The 21918-nt window shown below is 61.6% G+C and carries 21 protein-coding genes; 13 read left to right on the plus strand and 8 right to left on the minus strand.

Features of this window, described 5'->3' with window-relative positions:
- Positions 1-3 precede the first annotated feature (3 nt).
- Positions 4-1287, minus strand: coding sequence for an aromatic ring-hydroxylating oxygenase subunit alpha (locus tag F757_RS0102125; RefSeq protein ID WP_027209945.1), 1284 nt, complete (start codon positions 1285-1287; stop codon positions 4-6).
- A 170-nt stretch (positions 1288-1457) separates the two neighbouring features.
- Between F757_RS0102125 and F757_RS0102130 the strand changes: the two genes are divergently transcribed.
- Entirely contained in the window at positions 1458-2378 is a 921-nt protein-coding gene (locus F757_RS0102130; protein ID WP_013341355.1) for a LysR family transcriptional regulator, read from the plus strand.
- A gap of 3 nt (positions 2379-2381) precedes the next feature.
- Here the strand turns inward: F757_RS0102130 and F757_RS0102135 are convergent, their stop codons facing one another.
- The 6 genes from F757_RS0102135 to F757_RS0102160 form a co-directional block, all read right to left on the minus strand.
- Entirely contained in the window at positions 2382-3350 is a 969-nt protein-coding gene (locus tag F757_RS0102135) for a PDR/VanB family oxidoreductase (protein ID WP_027209946.1), read from the minus strand.
- 153 nt (positions 3351-3503) lie between these two features.
- Entirely contained in the window at positions 3504-4811 is a 1308-nt protein-coding gene (locus tag F757_RS0102140; protein ID WP_027209947.1) for an MFS transporter, read from the minus strand.
- Between the two features lie 161 nt (positions 4812-4972).
- The gene (locus F757_RS0102145) at positions 4973-5899 is read right to left on the minus strand and encodes a LysR family transcriptional regulator (protein WP_027209948.1); all 927 of its coding nucleotides are present in this window, start codon (positions 5897-5899) and stop codon (positions 4973-4975) included.
- 58 nt (positions 5900-5957) lie between these two features.
- A complete protein-coding gene (locus F757_RS0102150; protein ID WP_027209949.1) occupies positions 5958-6641 on the minus strand; it encodes an EthD family reductase in 684 nt (227 codons plus the stop codon).
- Positions 6642-6657: 16 nt separating this feature from the next.
- The gene (locus tag F757_RS0102155; protein ID WP_027209950.1) at positions 6658-7851 is read right to left on the minus strand and encodes an acyl-CoA dehydrogenase family protein; all 1194 of its coding nucleotides are present in this window, start codon (positions 7849-7851) and stop codon (positions 6658-6660) included.
- Between the two features lie 34 nt (positions 7852-7885).
- Entirely contained in the window at positions 7886-9196 is a 1311-nt protein-coding gene (locus tag F757_RS0102160; RefSeq protein WP_156923478.1) for an MFS transporter, read from the minus strand.
- Between the two features lie 438 nt (positions 9197-9634).
- Here F757_RS0102160 and F757_RS0102165 point away from each other — a divergent pair, with 438 nt between their 5' ends.
- The 12 genes from F757_RS0102165 to catA all read left to right on the plus strand — a co-directional run bounded on the left by F757_RS0102165 (position 9635) and on the right by catA (position 19981).
- Positions 9635-10573 carry a helix-turn-helix domain-containing protein gene (locus F757_RS0102165; protein WP_027209952.1) on the plus strand — a complete coding sequence of 313 codons (939 nt, stop codon included), beginning with the start codon at positions 9635-9637 and terminating at the stop codon, positions 10571-10573.
- Between the two features lie 188 nt (positions 10574-10761).
- Positions 10762-11931, plus strand: coding sequence for an amine dehydrogenase large subunit (locus F757_RS0102170; protein WP_027209953.1), 1170 nt, complete (start codon positions 10762-10764; stop codon positions 11929-11931).
- A 9-nt stretch (positions 11932-11940) separates the two neighbouring features.
- Positions 11941-12489 (plus strand): MauE/DoxX family redox-associated membrane protein, encoded by a 549-nt coding sequence (locus F757_RS0102175; protein ID WP_051376641.1) that lies wholly within the window; start codon positions 11941-11943, stop codon positions 12487-12489.
- Complete coding sequence (mauD, locus tag F757_RS0102180) at positions 12486-13133, plus strand: methylamine dehydrogenase accessory protein MauD (RefSeq protein ID WP_027209955.1); 648 nt, start codon at positions 12486-12488, stop codon at positions 13131-13133. Before F757_RS0102175 ends, mauD begins: the two co-directional genes overlap by 4 nt.
- A 38-nt stretch (positions 13134-13171) precedes the next feature.
- Positions 13172-13693 (plus strand): methylamine dehydrogenase light chain, encoded by a 522-nt coding sequence (locus F757_RS0102185; protein WP_027209956.1) that lies wholly within the window; start codon positions 13172-13174, stop codon positions 13691-13693.
- On the plus strand, positions 13690-14166 hold the full coding sequence (locus F757_RS0102190; protein ID WP_027209957.1) for a c-type cytochrome: 477 nt from the start codon (positions 13690-13692) through the stop codon (positions 14164-14166). The genes F757_RS0102185 and F757_RS0102190 overlap by 4 nt, the downstream gene beginning before the upstream one ends.
- Positions 14163-14609, plus strand: coding sequence for a c-type cytochrome (locus tag F757_RS0102195; RefSeq protein ID WP_027209958.1), 447 nt, complete (start codon positions 14163-14165; stop codon positions 14607-14609). Before F757_RS0102190 ends, F757_RS0102195 begins: the two co-directional genes overlap by 4 nt.
- 14 nt (positions 14610-14623) lie before the next feature.
- Positions 14624-16132, plus strand: a complete 1509-nt coding sequence (locus F757_RS0102200) for an aldehyde dehydrogenase family protein (RefSeq protein ID WP_027209959.1) — start codon at positions 14624-14626, stop codon at positions 16130-16132.
- 10 nt (positions 16133-16142) lie between these two features.
- Positions 16143-17357: a porin gene (locus tag F757_RS0102205; RefSeq protein WP_027209960.1), complete on the plus strand. Its 1215-nt coding sequence runs from the start codon at positions 16143-16145 to the stop codon at positions 17355-17357.
- 197 nt (positions 17358-17554) lie between these two features.
- Positions 17555-18691, plus strand: coding sequence for a muconate/chloromuconate family cycloisomerase (locus F757_RS0102210; RefSeq protein WP_027209961.1), 1137 nt, complete (start codon positions 17555-17557; stop codon positions 18689-18691).
- An 18-nt stretch (positions 18692-18709) separates the two neighbouring features.
- Entirely contained in the window at positions 18710-19000 is a 291-nt protein-coding gene (gene catC, locus F757_RS0102215) for a muconolactone Delta-isomerase (RefSeq protein ID WP_027209962.1), read from the plus strand.
- A 45-nt stretch (positions 19001-19045) separates the two neighbouring features.
- Positions 19046-19981 (plus strand): catechol 1,2-dioxygenase, encoded by a 936-nt coding sequence (catA, locus tag F757_RS0102220; RefSeq protein WP_027209963.1) that lies wholly within the window; start codon positions 19046-19048, stop codon positions 19979-19981.
- 133 nt (positions 19982-20114) lie between these two features.
- Here catA and F757_RS0102225 read toward each other — a convergent pair whose 3' ends face one another.
- A complete protein-coding gene (locus F757_RS0102225) occupies positions 20115-21245 on the minus strand; it encodes a sensor histidine kinase (protein WP_027209964.1) in 1131 nt (376 codons plus the stop codon).
- Between the last annotated feature and the right edge of the window lie 673 nt (positions 21246-21918).

Here is a 21918-nt window from a genome sequence, read left to right on the forward strand (position 1 = left end):
CCATCATGCATTTTCCATCATTACGCGCCATTGCCTGTAGGCTTCGCGCATGCCAGTTTCGTCGGTTGCGTGCGCGGTCTTTTCGCCGTTCTCTGCGGTACTTTCGCGGTTCAGGCCGCGGTTCACGAGAATCGGTACGTCGGGGCCCGCGTATGAGCCGCGTTGCACGCGTTCCCATGCTTCCGCATCGTCGGGGCTGCCGAAGCCGAACGGGCCCTGGAAGTGTTCGTGAATGCGCAGGCGCACACGGTTCGCTTCCTCGGGGCCGCCATCCATTGCCAGCGCAACGTGGCGAATCTCGGTCTCTTCAGCCGAAATGGGCCGCAATACGCGGAAGAACGCCATCGAGAGCGCGAGGTTCGGAAACAGGTTCAGGTTGAAGCCGACACCCATCAGCGAGCGCACGATGCGCCGCACTTCCTGCGGCGTGTGCTTCTGCGCGAGTTGCGCGGCGAGTTCGCTAAAGCGCTCGGGCAGCGGCGCGCCGTCGTCCTTGTCCAGATCGACGATTTCGGGCACCAGCACCGCGAGGCTGTGACCATTGCCGAGCGAGCGGCAAAACGCGTCCTCGCTCGTCATGAAGCTGGTGATCACGGCGGCCGTTTCTTCGTCGATGGACTTCATCCACGACTTGTGCACGACCGGAAAGTGATAGAGGTCGGTTGTGTTTTCGAGCTGGATCTTCCAGTTGCCCTTGAACTTGAACTTGTGTTCGCCGTTGGCCTTGATCGGATAGCCCGCGCCTTGCTTCATGAAGAGATCGATCCATGGCTTTGCGCCGCCGAGAAAGTCTTCGAGGGATTCGATGCTTTCGTTGAAGCTCGCGAAAATCAGACCCTGATACACGCCGACGCGCAATTTCTTGAGCGGCAGATCGCCTTTCTCGCAGACGCCTTCGTAGCCGTCGCCGTAAGGCAGCGCGCGCAGCGTGCCGTCGAGCGCATAAGACCAGCTGTGATACGGGCATGTGAAGCCCTTGGCGTTGCCCTTGTGCTCTTCGCACACTGTCGCGCCGCGGTGGCGGCAGCGATTCTGCAGCACGTTCACCGTGCCGGCCTTGTCACGCACGACGATCACCGGCTGACGGCCAATGGTCGTGGTCACGAAATCGCCGGCCTTCGGCAATTCGCTTTCGTGCGCGACCCAGATCCACGTCCTGTAGAAGATGCGTTCAAGTTCTTCCTCGAACAACTGCGGATCGTAGTACAGCGAAGGCGCGATACGATCGGACCCGGCGCGCTTCGCGAGCGCGCTGGTGTCGATGGTTTGATAGGTCGGCGTACTCATCGTGTTCTGGGGGAGTAGTTGAATGGGCTCGGATGAGGAGGGCCATAAGACGGGCAATACGGCATCGGCGCATCCTCTCGTTGACATCAGTCTCGCTTTGCGGGGATCATGCGTCAAATCGATTAAAAACGGGTCCGCGGATAAGTGCGGCCGATGTTACGCGAGACACCATGACATCCATCGACCACATCGATCTCAACCTGCTGCGCGTGTTTCAGGCCATCGTGGAAGAGCGCAGCCTGACCCGCGCGGGCGAGCGGCTCGCGCTATCGCAGCCCGCCGTGAGCTACTCGCTCGGGCGGCTTCGCACCTTGTTCGACGACACTTTGTTCATCCGCACGCGCGCGGGCATGCAGCCAACGCCTGTGGCGCTGGAACTCGCGGAAATCGTGGGCCGTGCATTGGACACCGTTCGGCAGGCGCTGCGTTATGCAGAGCGTTTTGATCCGCTCACGAGCACGCGCACTTTCCGCCTCTCGCTTTCCGATGCGGGTGAAATGGCCTACTTGCCCGCGCTGTGCGCGGCGTTGCAGGATGCGGCACCGCGTGTGAAGCTGTTCGTCGAGCCGTTGCCCGTTGCGGAGATCGAAGAAGCGTTGCGCTCGAGCCGGCTCGACTTCGCGATCGGCAATCTGCCTTCTTTGCTGCCGCGCACGCGTCACAGCCTGCTGTTCGAGGAGTCGTACGTGTGCATGACGCGCAAGCGCCGCGACCTGCCCGCCGGAAATACGCTAGAGCTGGAGCAGTTTCTCGCCGCTTCGCATGTGCAGGTGCGCTCGCTCGAGCATAGCCATCATGCACTGGACGATGCGTTGCGCGCACAGGGCGTAGGCCGCAACATCTCGCTGGCGTTGCCGCATTTCGTCGCCCTGCCGGGTGTGCTCGCCGCGACGGACCTGCTTGCCACCCTGCCTGAACGGCTCGCGCATATCCTGAATCGGGGCAACGCGTTTCGCGTCTATTCGCTGCCGGTTCAACTGCCGAAGGCCGCCGTGACGATGCACTGGCACGAACACTTTCACGAGGACGAAGGCATTGCGTGGATGCGCGGTCTGATTTCGGGAATCCTCGCGGACTTCACGAAAGCCTGACGCCTAGAGATCCAGTACGAGCACCGGCGAACGCGAGCGCGAGACGCAGCAGCAAATCACGCTGTTGCTCGCCCGTTCCGCCTTGCTCAGACAATGGTCGCGATGCTCCGGCTCGCCGCTCACGACGTCGACCATGCAGGTGCCGCACACGCCTTCGCCGCATGACGTGTCCACTTCTATGCCGATCGACGCGAGGGCGTCGACGATAGAAGTCTTCGCATCGACATGCACGGTCTGGCCCGTGCTCGCGAGTTGCACGTCGAAACTGTCGAGCGATGTTCCGGTTGCAGGTGCAGGCTCGGCCTTGAAGCGCTCCAGATGTACGGATTCGGCAGGCAGGCGTTTTTGCGCGGTCTCGACGACGAGGTCCATGAAAGGCGCCGGGCCGCACGTATAGACATGCGCGTTGTCGCTTGCTTCGCGCAGACACGCGTCGAGTGCGTCGGGAAGCGCGTCGCGCTCCACGCCGAAATGCAGCTTCACATGTGCATCGAACGGCGCACGCGTGAACAGCGTCATGAATGCCGCGTGGCTTTCGCTGCGGGCAAAGTAGTGCAGCGTGAAGTGCGCCTTGCGCGCGGCCAGCCGGTATGCCATTGAGAGCAGCGGCGTGATGCCGATGCCCGCGCCGATCAGCACATGCTCGTCTGCGCCTTCTACGAGCCGGAACAGATTGCGCGGCGCGCCCACCGACAATTGCGTGCCGATGCCCACGTCCTCATGCAGGGAACGCGACCCGCCGCGCGACTGCTGTTCTTTTTTCACCGCGAATGTTTGCGTATCCAGACATTCCGGGTCGCCGCACAACGAATATTGACGCGTGACGCCGGATGGACTCGTTACGTCGATGTGCGCGCCCGGCTCGTAGCGTTCGAAGGGCAGGCCGTCGAGACGGGATACGCTGAAGGAGCGCACGCCATGCGCTTCTTCGCGCACGGCATCGACACGGACTTTGAGTACAGATGCTTCCATGATGCTTTCCGGGGACTTGGACAGGGACGTTGCACCCAGATTAGCGCCGCGTCATGAATAAACAAAATAGATTAAAAAGCCTTGGTTGCATCGATGGAATTGATTTGATGCGTCGCAGCCGTTCGCGCTGAGGTGGGCGCCTCGCGAGTGGGATTACGGCTGTCGCGTTTCGTGCGTGAACTTCAACGTCACGACAGTGACGAGACCGAGCGCCATGAGGAACACGGCGACGGGCCAGTATGCGTGATAGTGCGACAACAACGCCGTCGCGATCAGCGGCGATAGCCCGCCCGCGAAGATCGACGCGACTTCATGCCCGAGCGCCACGCCTGAATAGCGTACTTCGGTGCTGAAGAGTTCGCCGACGAGCGAGGGTAGTGTGCCGATCATCGCGCCATGACATACGGCGGTTCCCAGTACCAGCGCAAGCCAGATGAGCGGCGTGGAATGCGTATTGAGCAGCCAGAAGAACGGAAATGCCATCGCCACCAGCGAAACCGCGCCGATCATATACACAGGCTTGCGGCCGATCCGGTCGGAGAGCTTGCCCCAGAACAACATCGCGATCATTTCGACAACCATCGCGAGCATGACCCCCGTTAGCATCGTCGAATTGGGAATGCCTGCATATTTGCCGTACACAAGCGAGAACGCGAGGAAGATATATGCGCCGCCGTTTTCGGCGACACGCAAGCCCATCGCCATGAGAATCTCTTTTGGGTGACGTTTGATGACCTCCACCACCGGCATGTGCGATGTTCTGCCCGCCTTGTCGGCGTTCTGGAAGTCGCGGCTCTCTGGCAGATTGCGGCGGATATAAACGCCGAGCGCGAAAATCAGAATGCTGGCGAGAAAGGGCAGGCGCCATCCCCACGAAACGAACTGCTCATGCGGCAAGGCCTGCACCGCGAGAAAGGCCGCGGACGACAGCACGAAACCGCCGCCCACGCCGAGCTGACTCCAGGCGGCGTAATAGCCGCGTTTCTCGGGCGGCGCGCTTTCGCTGATCATCAGCACGCCGCCGCCCCATTCGCCGCCCGACGCAACGCCTTGCAACAGACGCAGCGCGACAAGCGCGGCCGGCGCCCATAGGCCGACGTGGTCGTAGGTCGGCAACAGGCCGATGCCAAACGTCGCGAAGCCCATGATAAGCAGTGTCCACACGAGCGACGCCCGGCGTCCGTAACGATCGCCGATATGGCCGAACACCACGCCGCCGAGCGGTCGCGCGACGAAGCCCATCGCGAACGCGGCGAACGCGCCGAGCGTGCCGATCAGCGGATCTGCGTTGGCCGGAAAGAACAACTGGCCGAACACCAGCGCGGCAGCCGTGCCATAGACGAAAAAGTCATACCATTCCATCGCATTGCCCGCCACTGAGGCAATGACGATGCGTTTGAGTGCGCGATCCGGCGTCGCCGCGTTGCGTTCGGCTGCCGGCGAGGTTTGGACCGTGGACATGTCAGCTCGCTTGAATGATGTGGGGGCGCGCACCTTGATTAAGGCTTTGCATATGACGCAGTGTCGATTCGCCATAACGCTGCGTCAAATAGGCCGAAAAGAACGCGAGGTATCAGCGCGGCAAATGTGCGGGGCACGGCTGGATGCTTCAGGAGCAGGCTTCAAGCTTCACGCTCGGGCTGATGAAACAGCGCAACCAGCGACTCGCGCAGCCAGGTGATGCCGGGATCGGCCGCGAACTGCGTATGCGAATGCACCTTGATTTCGATAGGCGGCAACGAGAAAGGCAAAGGCAGGACGCGAAACGCCTTGCCGCGATTGAAGCGCCGCGCAATGCTTTCCGGAAAGATCACGGCAAGGTCGGTGTTCATCACGATCTCGGGAGCAACGACGAAATGCGGCAGCCGCAGCACGACATCGCGCTTGAAGTCGAGCTCGTCGAGCCACTGCTCGACCATGCGGTGACCGGTGGCGTTCGTACTCGCGTAGACGTAGCGCAGCGCGGAGAGGTCCTCGCGTGTGGGCTTTGTGTTGCGCAACGGATGCCCCGCGCGCACGAGGCAAACATGTTCGTCGACGAAAAGCGTCTGGCTCACGCAGCCCGCGTCGAGTCCCGGCACGTAGCCGAGCGCGAGATCGACCTCGCCTGCGCGCATGGCCGCACTCACGGATTCCACCGGAAGGTTCGCCACTTCTATACGGATGCCGCGCGCTTCGCGGTCGAGCATTGCAACGAGGGGCGGCAGGAAATAGAACTCCGACATGTCGGACATCGACACGCGAAACACGCGTTGCGCCGTGGCGGGATCGAATCTGGCGAGCTGCTGCATGGCGTCGTTGATGATCGCGAGAGCCTGTGCGAGCGGCGGATACAGGCGATACGCGGCGTCGGTCGGCACCATGCCGCCGGGTGTGCGTAGAAACAGTGGGTCCTCGAAAAGATTGCGCAGACGGCGCAGCGCGTGACTCACGGCAGGCTGCGTGAGACCGAGCCTGTCGCCAGCGGCAGTCAGGCTGCGCAAATCCCAGATGGCGAGGAACACACGCAGCAGGTTCAGATCGGCGATGCCGGGGTGCGGCTTGTTCATGCGCTTCGCTCGCGAACGAGAGCGCATCGCGCGGTCAAGCTTGGGCGCGACCGCCCGGTCAATGATGCTGATGCGCGAGAGTACCGTAGATGCTGCGCATTGCAAAATGCGGTGTCGCACCGGTATAAGGCGGCAACGCGTGGAAGTCGCGACGCATTGCATCGCGCACGGGCGAGGCGAGCGCGCCGGCGAGCGAGCCGGCGTCGTCGAATACAACCTTGTTGCGTTGCATGGCGTTCGAGTGCGCGAACGGCAGGCCGCTCGTGCAGTCGATGCGCGTGTACACCTCCAGTTCGCGCAGCCCGGGCAATTGCAGCATCAGCGGCGGATGATGTTTCAGGTAGTGCGTAAGCCACGCGTTGAAGTCTGTGGCGACGCCTTCATAGGCGACCAGATAGGTGCATCGCTGCGAAACGGTTTCTGTCGACGCCTTCAGCGAACGCACCGTCATGACCTGCTGGCTGAACAATCGCGCCGGGCAAACGGTCTGCAACGCGCGCTGGATTGCGCCACCGCGTTCGCAGGCGGCTTCGAGTGGCGCCAGGTCGGTGAAATACCATTGCAGCACGCACGACGGCGTATCGGCGCCTCGCGCGATACGCGGATCGACCTGAGCGCCGATCGCTTCGTGCACGATCAACTGCGTGAGACCATCCACATTCGTAGCCGCATGCTGTAGCGCGCGGGCATCGAGCGGCGCATGTGTGCCGCTCTCGTCGATAAGAAAAAGACATACCTGCATTGTTACCGCACCTCGATCAGGGGTAAGGCGTTACAGGCGGAATGCCGACGAACACAGCGCCCGATGCATCGTAGGTGCCTTCACCGAGAAACGCGTGCTGCGTCACCACGATGGAATCGCGCACGAGCCGTTGCATGCGGCTCTCGCGGTAGATCGCGCCGATGCCGGCCATCTTGTATGCCTGCATGACGATGTCGGCGCAGATGTGGGCCGCGTGCGTGGCCGACAGGCGCAGCAGATTCGCTTGCGCAGGCAGGACCGGGTCGCCCGCGAGTACCGTGCGCCACGACGCTTCCGCCGATTCGAAGAAGAACGCCCGCGCGCTGCGCAACTGCGCTTCGGCCTGGGCGAGACCCGAGCGATAGTACGCGCGGTCGGCAAGACGCGGCGCGCCCGTGGTGGTCTTCGTGACACCGGACATGCTTGCGAGCATGTCGAGCGCCGCGCGGGCGAGACCGACGTTCACCGCTGCGTGCACCTGCGCCTGATACGCAACGGCGGGATAGCGATACAGCGGCTCGTCGATCACGGCCGTGCCTCCGCGAACAAAGGTCCATTGCTCGCCGACGTACTTGTCGTGCAGACGCAAATCGTGGCTGCCTGTGCCTTGCATGCCGACCACGTTCCAGTTCTCGACGATCTCCACCTCGCTCGCCGGAAATACCGCGGTAAAGGGCTTGCCCGCATCTTTCCCGGCCTCGCTCGCAGGCACGCCGCCAATCCCGACGCCGATCCAGTCCGCGCCCTTGCAGCCGCTCGCAAAGCGCCACTGCCCCGACACGAGGAAACCGCCCGGCGCGCGCTGCGCAGTTTGCAGCGGATACAGGCCGCCCGCGAACACCTGGTCGGGGCCCGACGCATAGATGCGCGCCTGCGTTTCCAACGGCAAGGCCGCCAGATAGGTGTTCGCGGAGCCGAACGCCGCGACCCACGCGGTCGATCCGTCCGCGATGGCGATGCGCTCGAGAATCTCCAGGAAACGCGGCGGCGGCAGCGCGTCACCGCCGAAACGCTTTGGCGTGCTGGCCCGGAAAATACCCGCGCGCTTCATCTTGCCGACCATGTCGCGCGGCACGTGCGATATCGCATCGAACTCGTCCCGGCGGCGCTCCACTTCATCGATCAGCGTATCGAGCGACAAAGGTCCGGCGTACTCGGGGTAATCGTTCTGCGAATCGACGATGGAAGCGGTTTGAGTGGCTTCTTGCATGTGTGGTACCTCACGATTCAAGGGTGTGTCGTTGTCATTCGGCCTGCTGACGCGCAGCGGCGCGCATGGCTCGTGGGAACGTTTCGCGCGCCAGCAAAGTGGCAATGACGGTAATCAGCCCGAGTGCGCCGAGATAAATGGCGACCGGCGCGGCGCTGCGATAGTGAGCGAGCAGCGCGGTGGCAATCATCGGAGACAGACCACCGCCGAGCACCGACGACACCTCGCGGCCAATGCCGAGTCCCGAGAACCGCAGATGCACCGGCAACATCTCGCTGATGAATGCGGGCTGCGCGCCTTCGAGAATGCCGAGCGTGATGCTGTTGGCGAGAATCAGCGCGGCCAGAACCTTCCAGTACTCTCCTGAGCCGAGCAGCGCGAAGTACGGCCACGCAACCAGCACGATTGCAATCGCGCCGGCGAGATACACAGGCTTGCGTCCAACCTTGTCCGTGACGTGGCCGAAGAACAGCGAGACCGGAATCATCAGCAGCATCGAGATCGTCAATCCGCTGAGAACCCAGCTCGACTTGATGCCGAGAAACTGCGCATAGGCGATCGAGAATGCGAAGAAGATGTACGAGGCCGCGCCTTCGCCGAAGCGCAGGCCAAATACCGTGAGTACCTCGCGCGGGCATTGCTTGAGCACTTCGATCACCGGCATGCGGCTCTCGTGACGCGTCGCTTTCACTTCGGCGAATGCCGCGCTTTCGCCCACAGAGCGGCGCATCCACAAGCCGAGTACGACGAGCGCGGCGCTGCCGAGAAACGGCACGCGCCAGCCCCAGCTCTGGAAAGCGGCGGGCGGCAGGTTTTGCACGAGCAGGAATGCGCCGGTCGACAACACGAAACCAAGCGCCGCGCCGCACGGGCTCCAGGCGGCGAGTGCGCCGCGTCTCGACTGCGGTGCGTTTTCGTGGATGAGCAGGATGCTGCCGCTCCATTCGCCGCCTGCTGCAAGCCCCTGAAGAATGCGAAGCAGCACGAGCATGACAGGCGCCGCGATACCGATTTGCTGGTACGTGGGCAGCACGCCCATCAGCACGGTGGCGCAGCCCATGGTCAGGAGCGTGAGCATCATCACTGTCTTGCGGCCATAGCGGTCGCCGATATGCCCGCACAGCACGCCGCCGATGGGCCGCGCGATAAAGCCGACGGTAAAGCCGCCGAATGCGGCGATGGTGCCCGTCAGCGGATCGCTTCCGACCGGAAAGAAAAGTTTGCCGAAGACGAGTGCCGCAGCGGTGCCGTAAAGAAAAAAGTCATACCACTCGAGGATCTGCCCGAGCACGGCGGTGGTGACCGCACGGCGCACGCCGCTCTGGTTGCGAGACACTGGTCTCATTGAAATGGGCGGTGCACTCAGGTTGGGATTCACTGCGTCAGGGTTCATGGCGTTCAGAGCATGAAGGAGGGTATTCCCGCATCGATGAAGCAGGAGCAGCGGGGCGCGTTGAATCGACATCGTCATGACATGGCCCGAACAATATGAGCCGCGCAAAAGCCGGTCAAATTCGGGCCAAAAATGCCGGATATGAATTGCGTGCATGAGCGCCGGGGGAAAACCCTCGTATCAGTCGCGCTTATCGGAGCTCCTGCTTCTGGCTGATTTGCGCGGCCGGGCGAGCCGGCAGAAACTCATGCGTTTGCGCGCATCGTCCAGGCGCGCCGTTGTGTTGGCCCGTCCCGAAGCTGAAAAAAGGAGCTATTGCGTCAAATTTGCAAACGAGGCGACAATGCGCAGACCCGACGCCTGACCTACTCACATCGTCAAAGACCGCGTATGTACGCCACCTACCAAACGTTCGAGGATGCAGACCGGCATGCGTATTCGCTGTCGGGCTGGGACCAGCAATACGATCAGGTGGGTGAAGGCAGCTTCCGGAGTTCGGTAAAGCAGGTGGTGACCGAGGCTGTGCAGGTCTTCCAGGAAGGGGCGAACGTCCGCATGGTTCAGCGCGGGCAGTTGCCGCCGGGGCGTGCGTCGTTCGGCCTGATGCTCGGCGGCGCGGCGCCGTTTTCTTTTCAGGGCGTGAAGGTAGACGAAAGTGCGCTGATTCTCGGCGGCGGCGGCAAGGAATTCGTTCTTCATTCTCCGCCTGAGATGTCGCTCGTCGGCGTCGCGATCGACCTGGCGCTGCTCGGAACCGTTGCGGATCTGGAAGGCTTTGACCTGGAACCCGAGGTGCTCGCGCAGCAGGTACTGAGCATCCCTTCCGCAGCACGCGCGCGCGCCGGGCGGCGGATCGTGGCGGCCGTGGAAGCAGCGCTCGCGCAGCCCGCGTCGTTCGATGCACCTGCGCAAAAGCAATTCGCGCACGACGTAACCGGCTGCATCGTCGATCTGCTCGCGTTCCATGTACCGAATCGCGAAGACCGCCTGACCTACGCGTGCCGCGCCGATATCGTGCGGCGCAGCCACGAGCTCCTGCTTGCGCAGCCCGAGCAGCCGCTCTCAATCATGGATCTCTGCATGAGCCTGCGCGTGAGCCGGCGGACCATTCAAAACAGCTTCCAGTCGGTCGCGCAGATGAACCCCGTCGCCTATCTGCGCGCGGTGCGGCTTGCTCACGTGCGCCGCCTGCTCACTTCGACGGCGCAGCGCGACGTATCCGTGCGCGAAGCCGCGTTGCGTTGGGGCTTCTCCAATCTGGGCCATTTCGCAAGCGACTACAAGAGCCATTTCGGCGAACTGCCGTCGCAGACACCACGCGCCCGCTAGACCTTCTCACTTATCGCTTTCCCTGATTGCGGCGGCGCGATGCCGCTGCCTCGTTGCGTGCTTCGATCATTGCCTGTCGCTGCGCTTTCGACTACTCAAAATCGGCACGCATGCGCTGCCGGTTCCGAAGTGCCCGATTTTATTGACCTCGTTAGAGTCGCTTCGAAGATAAACGAGGAGGGGCACAGATGGAACGCAGAAGGAGGGCCGTCGCCCGGGCGGCTTCGATATTGGCGTTATCGTACGGACTACTTGCTTGTCATACTGAAGCAGGCGCCGCTGAGAAGCCGGAAGAACTTACGGTAGCGAAGGTGCCGCCGTTCCACCCGCATCGCGCGTTTGTCGTCGACGTGTCGTTCGCGAGCATGACCGATGCGCGCGTTCACGTGTTCGATGCCGACACGTCGCGCTTTGTTGGGCAGATCGATGCGGGCTTCGCGCCGGGCTTCTCGATCTCGCCGGACCACAAGACGAGCTATGTCGCGACGACCTATTTCTCGCGTGGCGGCCACGGCACGCGCACCGATGTGGTCGAACTGATCGACAACGCGACGCTCGACATTACCGGTGAAATAGAAATTCCGGCAAAGCACGCGCAAGCCGTGCCGACGCCCTACAACACCACGCTTTCCGACGACGGCAGCCGGCTCTATGTGTCGAACATTACGCCCTCCACATCGGTAACGGTGATCGACACGTCCGCGAAAAAAGTGTTGGGCGAGATTGATACCGACGGCTGCGTGCTCGCCTACCCGAGCGGCAACGACCGCTTCACCGCGCTGTGCGAAAGCGGCAAGGCGCTCACGGTGAAGCTCGACGCAACCGGCAAGGAAGTCAGCCGCAAATTGTCGGATGCTTTTATCGACGTCGAGCATGACCCGGCTTTCGTCAATGCGGTGCGCGATGGTCAGCGCTATCTCTTCACGACGTTCGGGGGCCGTGTGCGCAGCGCGGATTTCACGGGGGATACGCCGGTTTTCGGCGAACCATGGTCGCTCGTGACCGGCGAGGAGCGCAAGGCCGGCTGGCGCCCCGGCGGCCTGCAACAGACCGCCTTCAACGCGATCAACCAGCGTCTCTATGTCGCGATGCATCGGGGCTCCGACGGCTCACACAAAGACCCTGCCACAGAAGTCTGGGTGTTCGACACCGTCAGCAAAAAGCGCGTTGCACGCTGGAAGCTTGCCGCACAGAAGATCCCGCCGCTATTGTCGATCCAGGTGAGCGCGGACGACAAGCCGCTCTTTTACGGCCTGACGCCCACGTCGGACTTCGTCGTGATGGATGCGGGCACCGGCAAGTTGCGCCACGTCGACAAACAGTTGGGCACGACGTCCACGCTTATTCTCAACCCGTGAGGTGGCGCGATGCTCGATCCTGCAATCCTGATGGTCTGCATTGCCACGCTTGCGATCGTCACGCTCGCGAGCGCCGCGCCGAAGTGGCGCCACCCCGAGCGGTTTCGTTCTTCCCTGACGGCATTCGCACTGTTGCCGTCGTTTGCAGTCAGTCCGCTTGTCCGACTGCTGCCGTTGCTGGAAACGGCGGGCGCGCTCGCGCTGTTGTTTCCGGCAACGCGGGGGCCGGGTGCGGCCGTGCTGATCGCATTGTTCAGCGTGTTTGCGTTGGCGCTCGCGATCAACGTCGCACGCGGTCATACGGATATCGACTGTGGTTGCGCGGGCTTTCTCGCAGCCGCTACGGACACGGCGCGCATTGGATGGTGGCATGTGGTCCGCGCCGCGCTGCTCATCGCGCTCGCGGCGGGCACGCTCGTGCCACTGGCCGAGCGCGCGCTCGTCTGGTTCGACTATGTGAGCGCCGGTGCCTGCACGCTCGTTGCCGTCGCAGCATGGTTCACGCTGGACGTACTGCTCGCCAATCTTCCCAAGCTCGACTCTCTGAGGAATTCATGATGCAAACCGCCTTGATGATTTCGGCCGCGCTGTCGTGGGCCGCTCTGCTCGCGCTCGGCGCGATCTGCCTTGCTCTGGTTCGCCAGGTCGGCATTCTGTATGAACGCATGATGCCTGCGGGCGCGTTGATGATCGACAAGGGGCCGGCAGTCGGCAGCGTTGCGCCGATGTTCGAACTGGTCGATATCGCGCAGCGTCCGGTGAAGGTGGGCGGACTATCGGCGAAGCGCCGCAATACCCTCGTGTTCTTTCTCTCGCCGACGTGCCCCGTGTGCAAGAAGCTGTTGCCGCTCCTGCCGTCGATTCAGGCGCGTGAAGGCGCCACCGACATCGTGCTCGCGAGCGATGGAGACATCGAAGAGCATGCCGCGTTTTATCGCAAGACGGGGCTCTCGCGGTATCCCTATGTCTTGTCGCAGGAGCTGGGCCTTTCGTACGCAATCGGCAAGCTGCCCTACGCCGTGTTGCTCGACGACGAAGGCAAGGTACGCGCGAAAGGGCTGGTGAATACGCGTGAGCATCTCGAGAGCCTCTTCGAAGCGAAAGAGCGCGGCGTCGCGTCGCTGCAGGAGTTCGTCCACGGCAAACAGGACCACGGACACGAGCACACGCACGAACAGGACCACGCCGGGCAACACGCCTGAACGCACAGCACAACATTATCCGAACAGGTGAGCGCCCCATGAAATGGCTCGATTCGTTCTTTGAACATTCCGCGCGCGGCGTCGCGCAACGTACCTCGCGGCGCGGCGCAATGGCGAAGCTCGGCAAGGCCCTCGTCGGCTCTGCAATGCTGCCGCTGTTGCCGGTGGATCGCACGGCCTATGCGGCCGAGCCGAAAAAGCCCGCAAGCGCTGTCAACGACGACCCGATGAGTTGCGACTACTGGAAATACTGCGCAATCGACGGCTGGTTATGCAGTTGCTGCGGCGGGACGTCCAGCAGTTGCCCGCCCGGCACGACGCCTTCGCCCATCACGTGGATCGGCACCTGCCGCAATCCGCACGACGGCTCCGACTACATCGTGTCTTACAACGACTGCTGCGGCAAGACGAGTTGCGGCCGCTGCTTCTGCAATCGCAACGAGCGCGAGAAGCCGCTCTACAAGCTCTCGCTCGACAACGACATCAACTGGTGCATGGCCAACGGCAATTCGAATTATCACTGTTCGGTGTCCGTACTGCTGGGAGCCTCGACACAATGAAGAACCTTCGACTTGCGACTGCCTCGCTTGCGCTCGCCGCGGCGGCACAGGTGCCGGCGCAGACGGTGCATTACCCCGGCGGCAAGAGCACCTTCGACGGCAAATGCGCGGTATGCCATCAGGCGGGCGGCAAGGGGATGGACGGTCTCGCGCCGCCGCTCGTCGAGTACCCCGGCAGGTATGCGGGTGCGAACGACGGTCGCGCGCAACTCGGTCATACGGTGCTGTACGGCATGTTCGGGCCGATCAAGGTCAAGGACAAGACCTACAACTTCAAGATGCCAAGCTTCGCGACGTTGAGCGATGCGGAGATTGCCGACGTACTGAACTACGTCGTGTTCGATCTGAATGCGGAGCACGGCGGCGCAAGGCCGTTCGATGCCGCGGAAATCCACGCGTTGCGCGCGAACCCACTCGATGCATCTGCGGTGCATCGGCAGCGCGATGCTGTGGTGAAGGGCCTCGGGTTGTGAAGCGCCGCACATGGCTGCTCGCGACACTGCTCGTCGCGCTTTCAAGTCGGGCGCAGAGCTATGACGCGGCGCGCGCCCGCGAGAACTGGGTGCTCAATTGCATGGGATGCCATACCGCCGATGGCAGCGGAATTCCCGGCAAAGTGCCGCCTCTGCGCGATTCGCTCGGCCACTTCGTTTCGTTGCCCGAAGGCCGCGAATTCGTGATCCGTGTGCCCGGTGCAGCCAATTCCGCGTTGAGCGACGCGGAACTCGCGAACGTTCTCAACTGGGTGCTCGGCACGATGAACGCGCAAACGCGGCCCGCGTCGCTCAGACCGTATACCGCGGATGAAATCGCCGCGCATCGCCGCCCCGCATTGACGGACGTTGCACGAGTGCGCGCGAAGCTCGTCAGGCAACTGCAGGCCAACGGCGTGCAGGCCGTTGCGGAACACTACTAGAACCAGGAGACACCATGAACGACAACAGCAGGCCCCTCGACATGCTCGATTTGACGCGGACATTTCTCGCTGCGCCAAAGCGCATGTTTATCGACGGCGAATGGCTCGCAAGCGCAAGTGGCGCGACGCTCGACGTCGTGAATCCCGCAGACGGCAGCCTGCTTGCGCAGGTGCCGAGCGCCGACGAAGCCGATGTGGACCTCGCAGTGCAAGCCGCCCGCCGCGCATTTGACGACTCCGCCTGGTCGCGTATGAAGCCGACCGACCGCGAGCGGATTCTGTTGCAAGTCGCCGAGCTCATCGAGGCGAACGCGCGCGAGCTGGCCGAGATCGAATCGCTCGACAACGGCAAGCCGGTCGCGGTTGCGCAAGCGCTCGACGTCTCGATGGCCGCACAGTGCTTTCGCTATATGGCCGGATGGGCGACGAAGATTGAAGGCAGTACGCTCGATGCGGCGCTGCCCTACAGCCCGTCGAATGCGTTTTTTGCGTACACGCGCAAGGAAGCCGTGGGCGTGGTGGGCGCGATCATTCCGTGGAATTTCCCGCTGCTGATGGCGTCGTGGAAGCTGGCACCCGCGCTTGCCACGGGCTGCACCGTGGTGCTTAAACCCGCCGAGGATACGCCGCTCTCCGCGCTTCGCCTGGCCGCGCTGCTGAACGAGGCCGGCTTGCCGAAAGGGGTGGTCAACATCGTTACGGGCTTGGGGCGCAGTGCGGGCGCGGCGCTCGCCCGTCATCCGGGGATAGACAAGATCGCTTTTACCGGATCGACGCAGACCGGCAAGGCCATCGGCCACGCGGCGCTCGACAACATGACGCGCATGTCGCTCGAACTGGGCGGCAAGTCGCCGGTGATCGTGCTGCCCGACGTGGATATCGAAAGAGCGGCCGAAGGCGTCGCGAATGCGATTTTCTTCAACTCGGGCCAAGTGTGTACGGCCGGTTCCCGCGCGTATGTGCACGAGACCGTATTCGACCGCGTCATGGAGCGCGTGGCAGCCATTGCAGATGCCTTGCCTATCGGTCCTGGTCTCGATGCGAACACGCAGATCGGGCCGCTCGTGTCTGCACGTCAGATGGACCGCGTGCTCGGCTATATCGAAGCGGGCCGCGACGAAGGCGCCCGTGCGATTGCAGGCGGCGCGCGCGAGGGCGGAGCGGGCTTCTTCGTGAAGCCGACTGTGCTGGTCGACACCGATCATTCCATGCGTGTTGTGCGGGAAGAAATTTTCGGTCCCGTGCTGGTCGCAATGCCCTTCAAGGACATCGACAGCGCGGTCGCGCAGGCAAACGACACGCCGTATGGCCTCGGCGCAAGCATCTGGTCCAACAATCTTTCTGCGATCCACAATCTGATTCCACGCATCAAGGCAGGCACGGTGTGGGTGAACTGCCACTCGCTGCTCGATAACGCGATGCCGTTTGGCGGCGTCAAGCAGTCCGGTTTCGGCCGCGAGTTGGGGCGCGCGGTGATCGACATGTACACCGAAACGAAGTCGGTGCTCATCAACCACGCTTGAGGATGCGCGCATGAACCGGAAGAGACTAAAGCGTTCGCTCGCGGCGACAGGTGTTCTGGCGATGTGCGCGGGCGCGCACGCGCAAAGCATGGTGACGCTGTACGGCACCGTGGATGCAGGCATCACCTATACGAGCAACCAGCAGTTCACGCGCACCGACGGCACTGTGGGTTCGGGGCACGGCTGGGCAATGACGGGCGGCAACCTCGTGCCGTCGCGTTTCGGGCTGACGGGTACGGAAGATCTGGGCGGCGGCATGCAGGCGAAGTTCATGCTGGAAAACAGCTTCTATACCGGCAGCGGAGCGTTCGTTCAAAGCGGTGCTCAGTTCAATCGCCAGGCGTGGGTTGGTGTTGCGCATGAGCACTTCGGCACGCTGTCGTTCGGGCGTCAGTACGATTCGTACTCGGATTTTCTCGGGCCTTACGTATCGAGCAATAGCTGGGCGACGCTTTACGGCTCCCATTTCGGCGACGTCGACAACCTGAACGAAGCGTTCAACTTCAATAACGCGATCAAGTATACGAGTCCCGACTGGAATGGCTTGTCGTTCGGGGGCACGTATAGCCTGGGCGGCGTAGCGGGAGACTTTGCTCAAAGGCGCGGATACGCGCTCGCCGCGACCTACGCACGTGCGCCGTTTTCCATTAGTGCGGGCTATCTGAATCTGCGCAATCCGCTCGATGCGGCGCTTGGCGGCGAGAACGGCTATTTCGGCGATTTTGCATGTTCCAATGCTTCGGCGCTGTATTGCCAGCTGCAAAACGCACAAACGTTGAAGGCTTACGGCGCCAGTGCGTCGTATGCAATCGGGCCGGCGACAGTCGCGTTGACCTACACGCATACCCGCCTCGAACGCAGCCAGTATTTCGCCAATGCCACGAATCCGCGGGGACGCAACGTCGCGTTCGATATCGGTGAGGCAAACCTGACATATGCGGCAACGCCGTTTCTGCAACTGGGAATCGCCTATATCTACAACATCGCAAGGGTGGACGGGGAATCGTCCTCGCGTTTTCATCAGATGAACCTCGGCGCGAATTACGCACTGTCTAAGCGCACTGCACTGTATGGCGTCGCGATTCTGCAGAAAGCAGCGGGAGCTGGATTGGGCGTCGATCCCGCGACGGGCGCGCCGGTGAATTACGCGCAGATACCCAATCTGCCTAACTCGGGAAGCGACAGGCAGTTGTCGGTCACGCTCGGAATTCGTCACAACTTCTGATTCGCGAAGTCGATCGCATCGGCCCTGCAAACGCCCTGCGTTTGCAGGGCCTTCCTGTTTGCACGGAGCAATGGCGCTTTATCAGTGAGATAGATGCAGCGACGCACATTTGATCTATTTGACCAATCTTGCAGCGTTCTCTACCTTGGAGTCCACAGCCCAAAGCCACGGCTGGGAACTCCATAAATCGATTCCTCATGACAACAGCGACGATCGAACGCATCGAAACCTCTCTTGTCGATCTACCCACCATTCGCCCTCACAAGCTCTCTGTCGCCACCATGAATGGGCAGACCCTCATGCTGGTGAAAGTGTTTTGCAGCGATGGGGCGGTCGGCATCGGCGAAGGCACGACCATCGCGGGCATGGCGTATGGCCCCGAAAGCCCCGAGTCGATGAAACTCGCGATCGACGAGTACCTTGCACCGGCCGCGCTCGGCAGGGATGCAACGCGTATTCAGGAGTTGATGGCACATCTCGGCAAGCTGGTGAAGGTGAATCACTTTGCAAAGAGCGCGCTCGAAACTGCGTTGCTTGATGCACACGGCAAGCGCCTCAACGTTGCGCTGAGTGAGTTGCTCGGTGGGATCAGGCGCGAGCGTTTGCCGGTTGCGTGGACACTCGCATCGGGCGATACCGCGAAGGACATCGCCGAGGCGGAGCGCATGCTGGACATGCGACGGCACAAGGTGTTCAAGCTCAAGATCGGGGCAAGGGAACCGAGGGTCGATATCGCGCACGTTGCACAGATCAAGCGTGAGCTGGGCGATCGAGGCGCGGTGCGCGTCGACGTCAACATGGCATGGAGCGAAACGCAGGCAGCGTGGGCCATTCCCGCGCTTGCCGATGCAGGGTGCGAACTGGTTGAACAACCCGTCGCGTCTGCCGCGGCGCTCGCCCGCCTGACACGGCGTTTTCCAATCGCCCTGATGGCCGATGAAATCCTGCAAGGTCCGGAAAGCGCATTCGAAATCGCCAGAAGCAATGGCGCCGATGTCTTCGCCATCAAGATCGAACAGAGCGGCGGCCTGTTCGCGGCTCAGCGCGTGGCGGCGATTGCGGACGCGGCGGGTATCGAACTGTACGGCGGCACGATGCTCGAGGGCGCGGTCAGCACGATTGCGTCGGCCCATCTTTTTGCCAGCTTTGCGAATCTTCAATGGGGAACAGAGCTATTCGGGCCATTGCTGATCACGGAACAGATTTTGACGCGGCCACTCGAGTACAGCGAGTTCGAATTGACGGTACCGAACGGCCCGGGTCTTGGCATAGAGCTCGACGAAGAAATGGTCAAACGCTTTACGCGCGATGGCCTGAAGAAAGTCACCCGTTAAACAGCCAGGAGGCTGACGATGCTTTTCCAGGTCCGAATGGATGTAAACCTCCCGCCCGATATGCCGGCTCATATCGTCGACGAAATCAGATCGCGGGAGAAAGCCTACTCGCAGGAGCTTCAGAAGAGCGGCAAGTGGCGTCATATCTGGCGCGTCGCGGGTGAGTACGCCAACTACAGCATCTTCGATGTCGAGAGCAATGCGCAACTGCACGACATTCTGATCGCGTTGCCTCTCTTTCCGTACATGAAGATTTCGGTAACGCCGTTGTGCCGCCATCCGTCGTCCATTCGCGACGGCGACACGTGATTGTGAACACTCAATAATCCCCCAATATAGATGGAGACAGAAACCATGAGCGTCAAAGTGTTTGCAACCCAGGAAGTGCAGGACTTGCTCAAGGCCGCTGCGAACATTGGCAGCGACAGCGGCAATGCGCGAGCAAAAGAGATTACGCAGCGCTTGCTGAGCGATCTGTTCAAGGCCATTGAAGATCTCGACATGACGCCCGATGAGATCTGGGCAGGTGTCAATTACTTCAACAAGCTTGGTCGGGACGGGGAGGCTGCGTTACTCGCCGCGGGGCTTGGACTTGAGAAGTACCTTGACATCCGCATGGATGCCGCGGACAGGCAGGCTGAAATAGAGGGCGGCACGCCGCGAACCATTGAGGGGCCTTTGTATGTGGAAGGCGCACCGGTCCGCGATCGCATGGCGAAAATCGATCTCGACGCGGACGCGGACGCCAGCCCGCTCGTCATTCGCGGCACGGTGAGGGGACCAGACGGCAAGCCGGTTGCGGGCGCGGTTGTCGAATGCTGGCATGCCAATTCGAAGGGCTTCTACTCGCACTTCGATCCTACCGGTGCACAAAGCGAGTTCAATCTGCGCGGCGCGGTCCGCACGGGCGAAGACGGAACGTATGAGTTCCGCACGCTCATGCCGGTGGGTTATGGGTGCCCGCCGCACGGTGCGACTCAGCAGTTGCTCAACATGCTGGCGCGGCATGGCAACAGACCCGCGCATGTGCATTTCTTTGTGACTGCGAACGGTTTGCGCAAGCTGACCACGCAGATCAACATAGAAGGCGATCCGCTGATCTGGGATGACTTCGCCTACGCCACGCGCGAGGATCTGATCCCGCACGTCGTAGAGAAAACAGGCGGCACGACGCTGGGGCTGAAGGCGGATGCGTACAGGGAGATCGAGTTCGATATTGCCCTGACCGGGTTCGTCAAGGGCAGGGACAATCAACTCGTCAATCGTCTGCGTGCCTCAGCGACGGTTTGAGGTGGGAAGCGGCGGCATCTGGATGCTGCCGCGTCATTGATAGAGTTCCACATTCGCTGAAGTTCCACAAGGACTAGCCTGCGGTAGATTCCGCGCCTGGTCCACCGGTCCAACAGCGTCACGCGGCTGATCTTTAACGCACAGTCGAACTGGAGCGTGGAAGCGATACGGAAAAGACGGTCTGCGTATCGTCGGACCGAGCTTCGATGGTTCCACCATGAGCCTTGGCAATCTCGCTAGCTATGTGGAGGCCAAGCCCCAGACTGGGTGTCTTCTCGCGCGTTCCCCGAGAGACCGTGCCCCTCGTCAACGGATCGAAAATGCATCGCAGCATTGCGCTCTCGATGGCTGGCCCGAAGTTGCACACGTCCATCGCGACATGCGTTGCGCCGCCCGTCAGCCTCACGTGTACCGGCGTGTCATGCGCTCCATACTTGAGTGCATTGGTTACAAGATTACCAAGCAACTGCTGTAGACGCTGACCGTCCCACATTCCTCGTGAATTACCGTTCACAGATAACTGGATTTCTCTGTCTGGGTAAGCTGCACGCAACTCGTCCAGTTCGTCGGCAACCACATCGGCCAGGTCGACACTTGTTGGGTGTACGTTAAGCCCGAGGCCCAGTTTCGTCCTGTTGAAATCCGTCAGATCATCAAGCAACGCTTGCATTCTGGCTCCGCTTCGCATCAGACGTGTCGCGGCGTCTGACACATTCTCCCCAACATTGAGCGCGGCCAGATACGAAGCGGTCATCTGAATCGCCTGGAGGGGGCATCGCATGTCATGGCTCATCATGCCAAGCAGTAGACTACGGCTCTGCTCGACCTGTGCAGTGAACCACGCTATCGATTCCGCCAGCGCCTGATCGATTGCTTCATCGAAGCGGATCATGTCGTCCTTGTCAGGCGATTGCGGCTCGCAGTCGTCTGTCCATAAACGAAGCACGCTTGCGCGCAATGCGCGATATTCGGCTGCAAGCTGGTTGACACCAAAACCGGCACGAGCGCAAAGAAGGGCGTGTGCGTGTGCCGCTGTTTCGTCCACCTTGATTAGCTGCGCAGTCTCCCCCATTGATTGATTGCACCCGAGATTCCTGTCGTAGGACGTTCGCAAGTCTCTGGCCACAGCGAGCAGGATCTGCTCAGCGTGCTCTCGCAGTCCGGTCGACTCCATATCTGCCGCTGGCAAGAGAGGCGCGGCAAATGCCTCCAGTTGGGCCAGAATCAACTTCATGTCTCGCAGGATAAAGTCAGCAAGTCGCATCTAATCCTCACTAAATGGAAGCTACCTATGTGGTTGGCAGCGCGTTTCGGGTATCAGGGGCAAATGCTGATGGTCATCTCCTGGAGGGACATTGGACTGCCGCCGCCATAAGTCACGATCGGAAGGCGCCGGGCCTGGAGATGATCGACTCGCCGGCTCGACACGGACGCGCGGCGAACAATGCAACGCAGGCTTGCGCCATGGCACGCGATGCCAGGGTGCACGCCGGCCGTCGTGCGCTGGAGGGCGGCACAGTCCCATGGTCTCTGCCGCGGCACCAGAGGATGGACATGACGGTGTCGGTGCATCTGCGGGCATCCCTTCGCGGCGCGCGTGAAGTACCAAAGACTCCTGAAGATTGAACGCGAAATGATCTGCGGTGTAGGTGTGTCGGAGCCTGTCGTTGTCCAGAGTCTTCCAACCAGAAAATACAACTCATCCTTTTAATAAACCAGTAAAAACTTCGATTAACACAAGTGGTAATTCTTATCTGACTAGCCGGATAATGGACATCATCAGGTCTATATTCGGGCGACGAGCACAGGATAGTCTTCGAATTGGCACTCCGAAGAAATGACAAGCTCGACTACGACAGATCAGATTGCAAAAACAAAGCCAACGTGGGGATTACAGTGCTGCGAGATAGATCCACCCGGACGATGGCAGGCAACCG

The sequence above is a fragment of the Burkholderia sp. WSM2232 genome (genome assembly GCF_000472545.1).
In the GTDB taxonomy this organism is placed as follows: domain Bacteria; phylum Pseudomonadota; class Gammaproteobacteria; order Burkholderiales; family Burkholderiaceae; genus Paraburkholderia.

Coding starts and splice junctions, on each gene's coding strand:
- F757_RS0102130 (WP_013341355.1), top strand. CDS start 1,458: ATGACATCCATCGACCACATCGATCTCAACCTGCTGCGCGTGTTTCAG.
- F757_RS0102165 (WP_027209952.1), top strand. CDS start 9,635: ATGTACGCCACCTACCAAACGTTCGAGGATGCAGACCGGCATGCGTAT.
- F757_RS0102205 (WP_027209960.1), top strand. CDS start 16,143: ATGAACCGGAAGAGACTAAAGCGTTCGCTCGCGGCGACAGGTGTTCTG.
- F757_RS0102200 (WP_027209959.1), top strand. CDS start 14,624: ATGAACGACAACAGCAGGCCCCTCGACATGCTCGATTTGACGCGGACA.
- F757_RS0102140 (WP_027209947.1), bottom strand. CDS start 4,811: ATGTCCACGGTCCAAACCTCGCCGGCAGCCGAACGCAACGCGGCGACG.
- F757_RS0102155 (WP_027209950.1), bottom strand. CDS start 7,851: ATGCAAGAAGCCACTCAAACCGCTTCCATCGTCGATTCGCAGAACGAT.
- F757_RS0102135 (WP_027209946.1), bottom strand. CDS start 3,350: ATGGAAGCATCTGTACTCAAAGTCCGTGTCGATGCCGTGCGCGAAGAA.
- F757_RS0102225 (WP_027209964.1), bottom strand. CDS start 21,245: ATGCGACTTGCTGACTTTATCCTGCGAGACATGAAGTTGATTCTGGCC.
- F757_RS0102150 (WP_027209949.1), bottom strand. CDS start 6,641: ATGCAGGTATGTCTTTTTCTTATCGACGAGAGCGGCACACATGCGCCG.
- F757_RS0102160 (WP_156923478.1), bottom strand. CDS start 9,196: ATGAGACCAGTGTCTCGCAACCAGAGCGGCGTGCGCCGTGCGGTCACC.
- F757_RS0102190 (WP_027209957.1), top strand. CDS start 13,690: ATGAAGAACCTTCGACTTGCGACTGCCTCGCTTGCGCTCGCCGCGGCG.
- F757_RS0102125 (WP_027209945.1), bottom strand. CDS start 1,287: ATGAGTACGCCGACCTATCAAACCATCGACACCAGCGCGCTCGCGAAG.
- F757_RS0102145 (WP_027209948.1), bottom strand. CDS start 5,899: ATGAACAAGCCGCACCCCGGCATCGCCGATCTGAACCTGCTGCGTGTG.
- catC (WP_027209962.1), top strand. CDS start 18,710: ATGCTTTTCCAGGTCCGAATGGATGTAAACCTCCCGCCCGATATGCCG.
- F757_RS0102185 (WP_027209956.1), top strand. CDS start 13,172: ATGAAATGGCTCGATTCGTTCTTTGAACATTCCGCGCGCGGCGTCGCG.
- catA (WP_027209963.1), top strand. CDS start 19,046: ATGAGCGTCAAAGTGTTTGCAACCCAGGAAGTGCAGGACTTGCTCAAG.
- F757_RS0102170 (WP_027209953.1), top strand. CDS start 10,762: ATGGAACGCAGAAGGAGGGCCGTCGCCCGGGCGGCTTCGATATTGGCG.
- F757_RS0102175 (WP_051376641.1), top strand. CDS start 11,941: ATGCTCGATCCTGCAATCCTGATGGTCTGCATTGCCACGCTTGCGATC.
- F757_RS0102210 (WP_027209961.1), top strand. CDS start 17,555: ATGACAACAGCGACGATCGAACGCATCGAAACCTCTCTTGTCGATCTA.
- mauD (WP_027209955.1), top strand. CDS start 12,486: ATGATGCAAACCGCCTTGATGATTTCGGCCGCGCTGTCGTGGGCCGCT.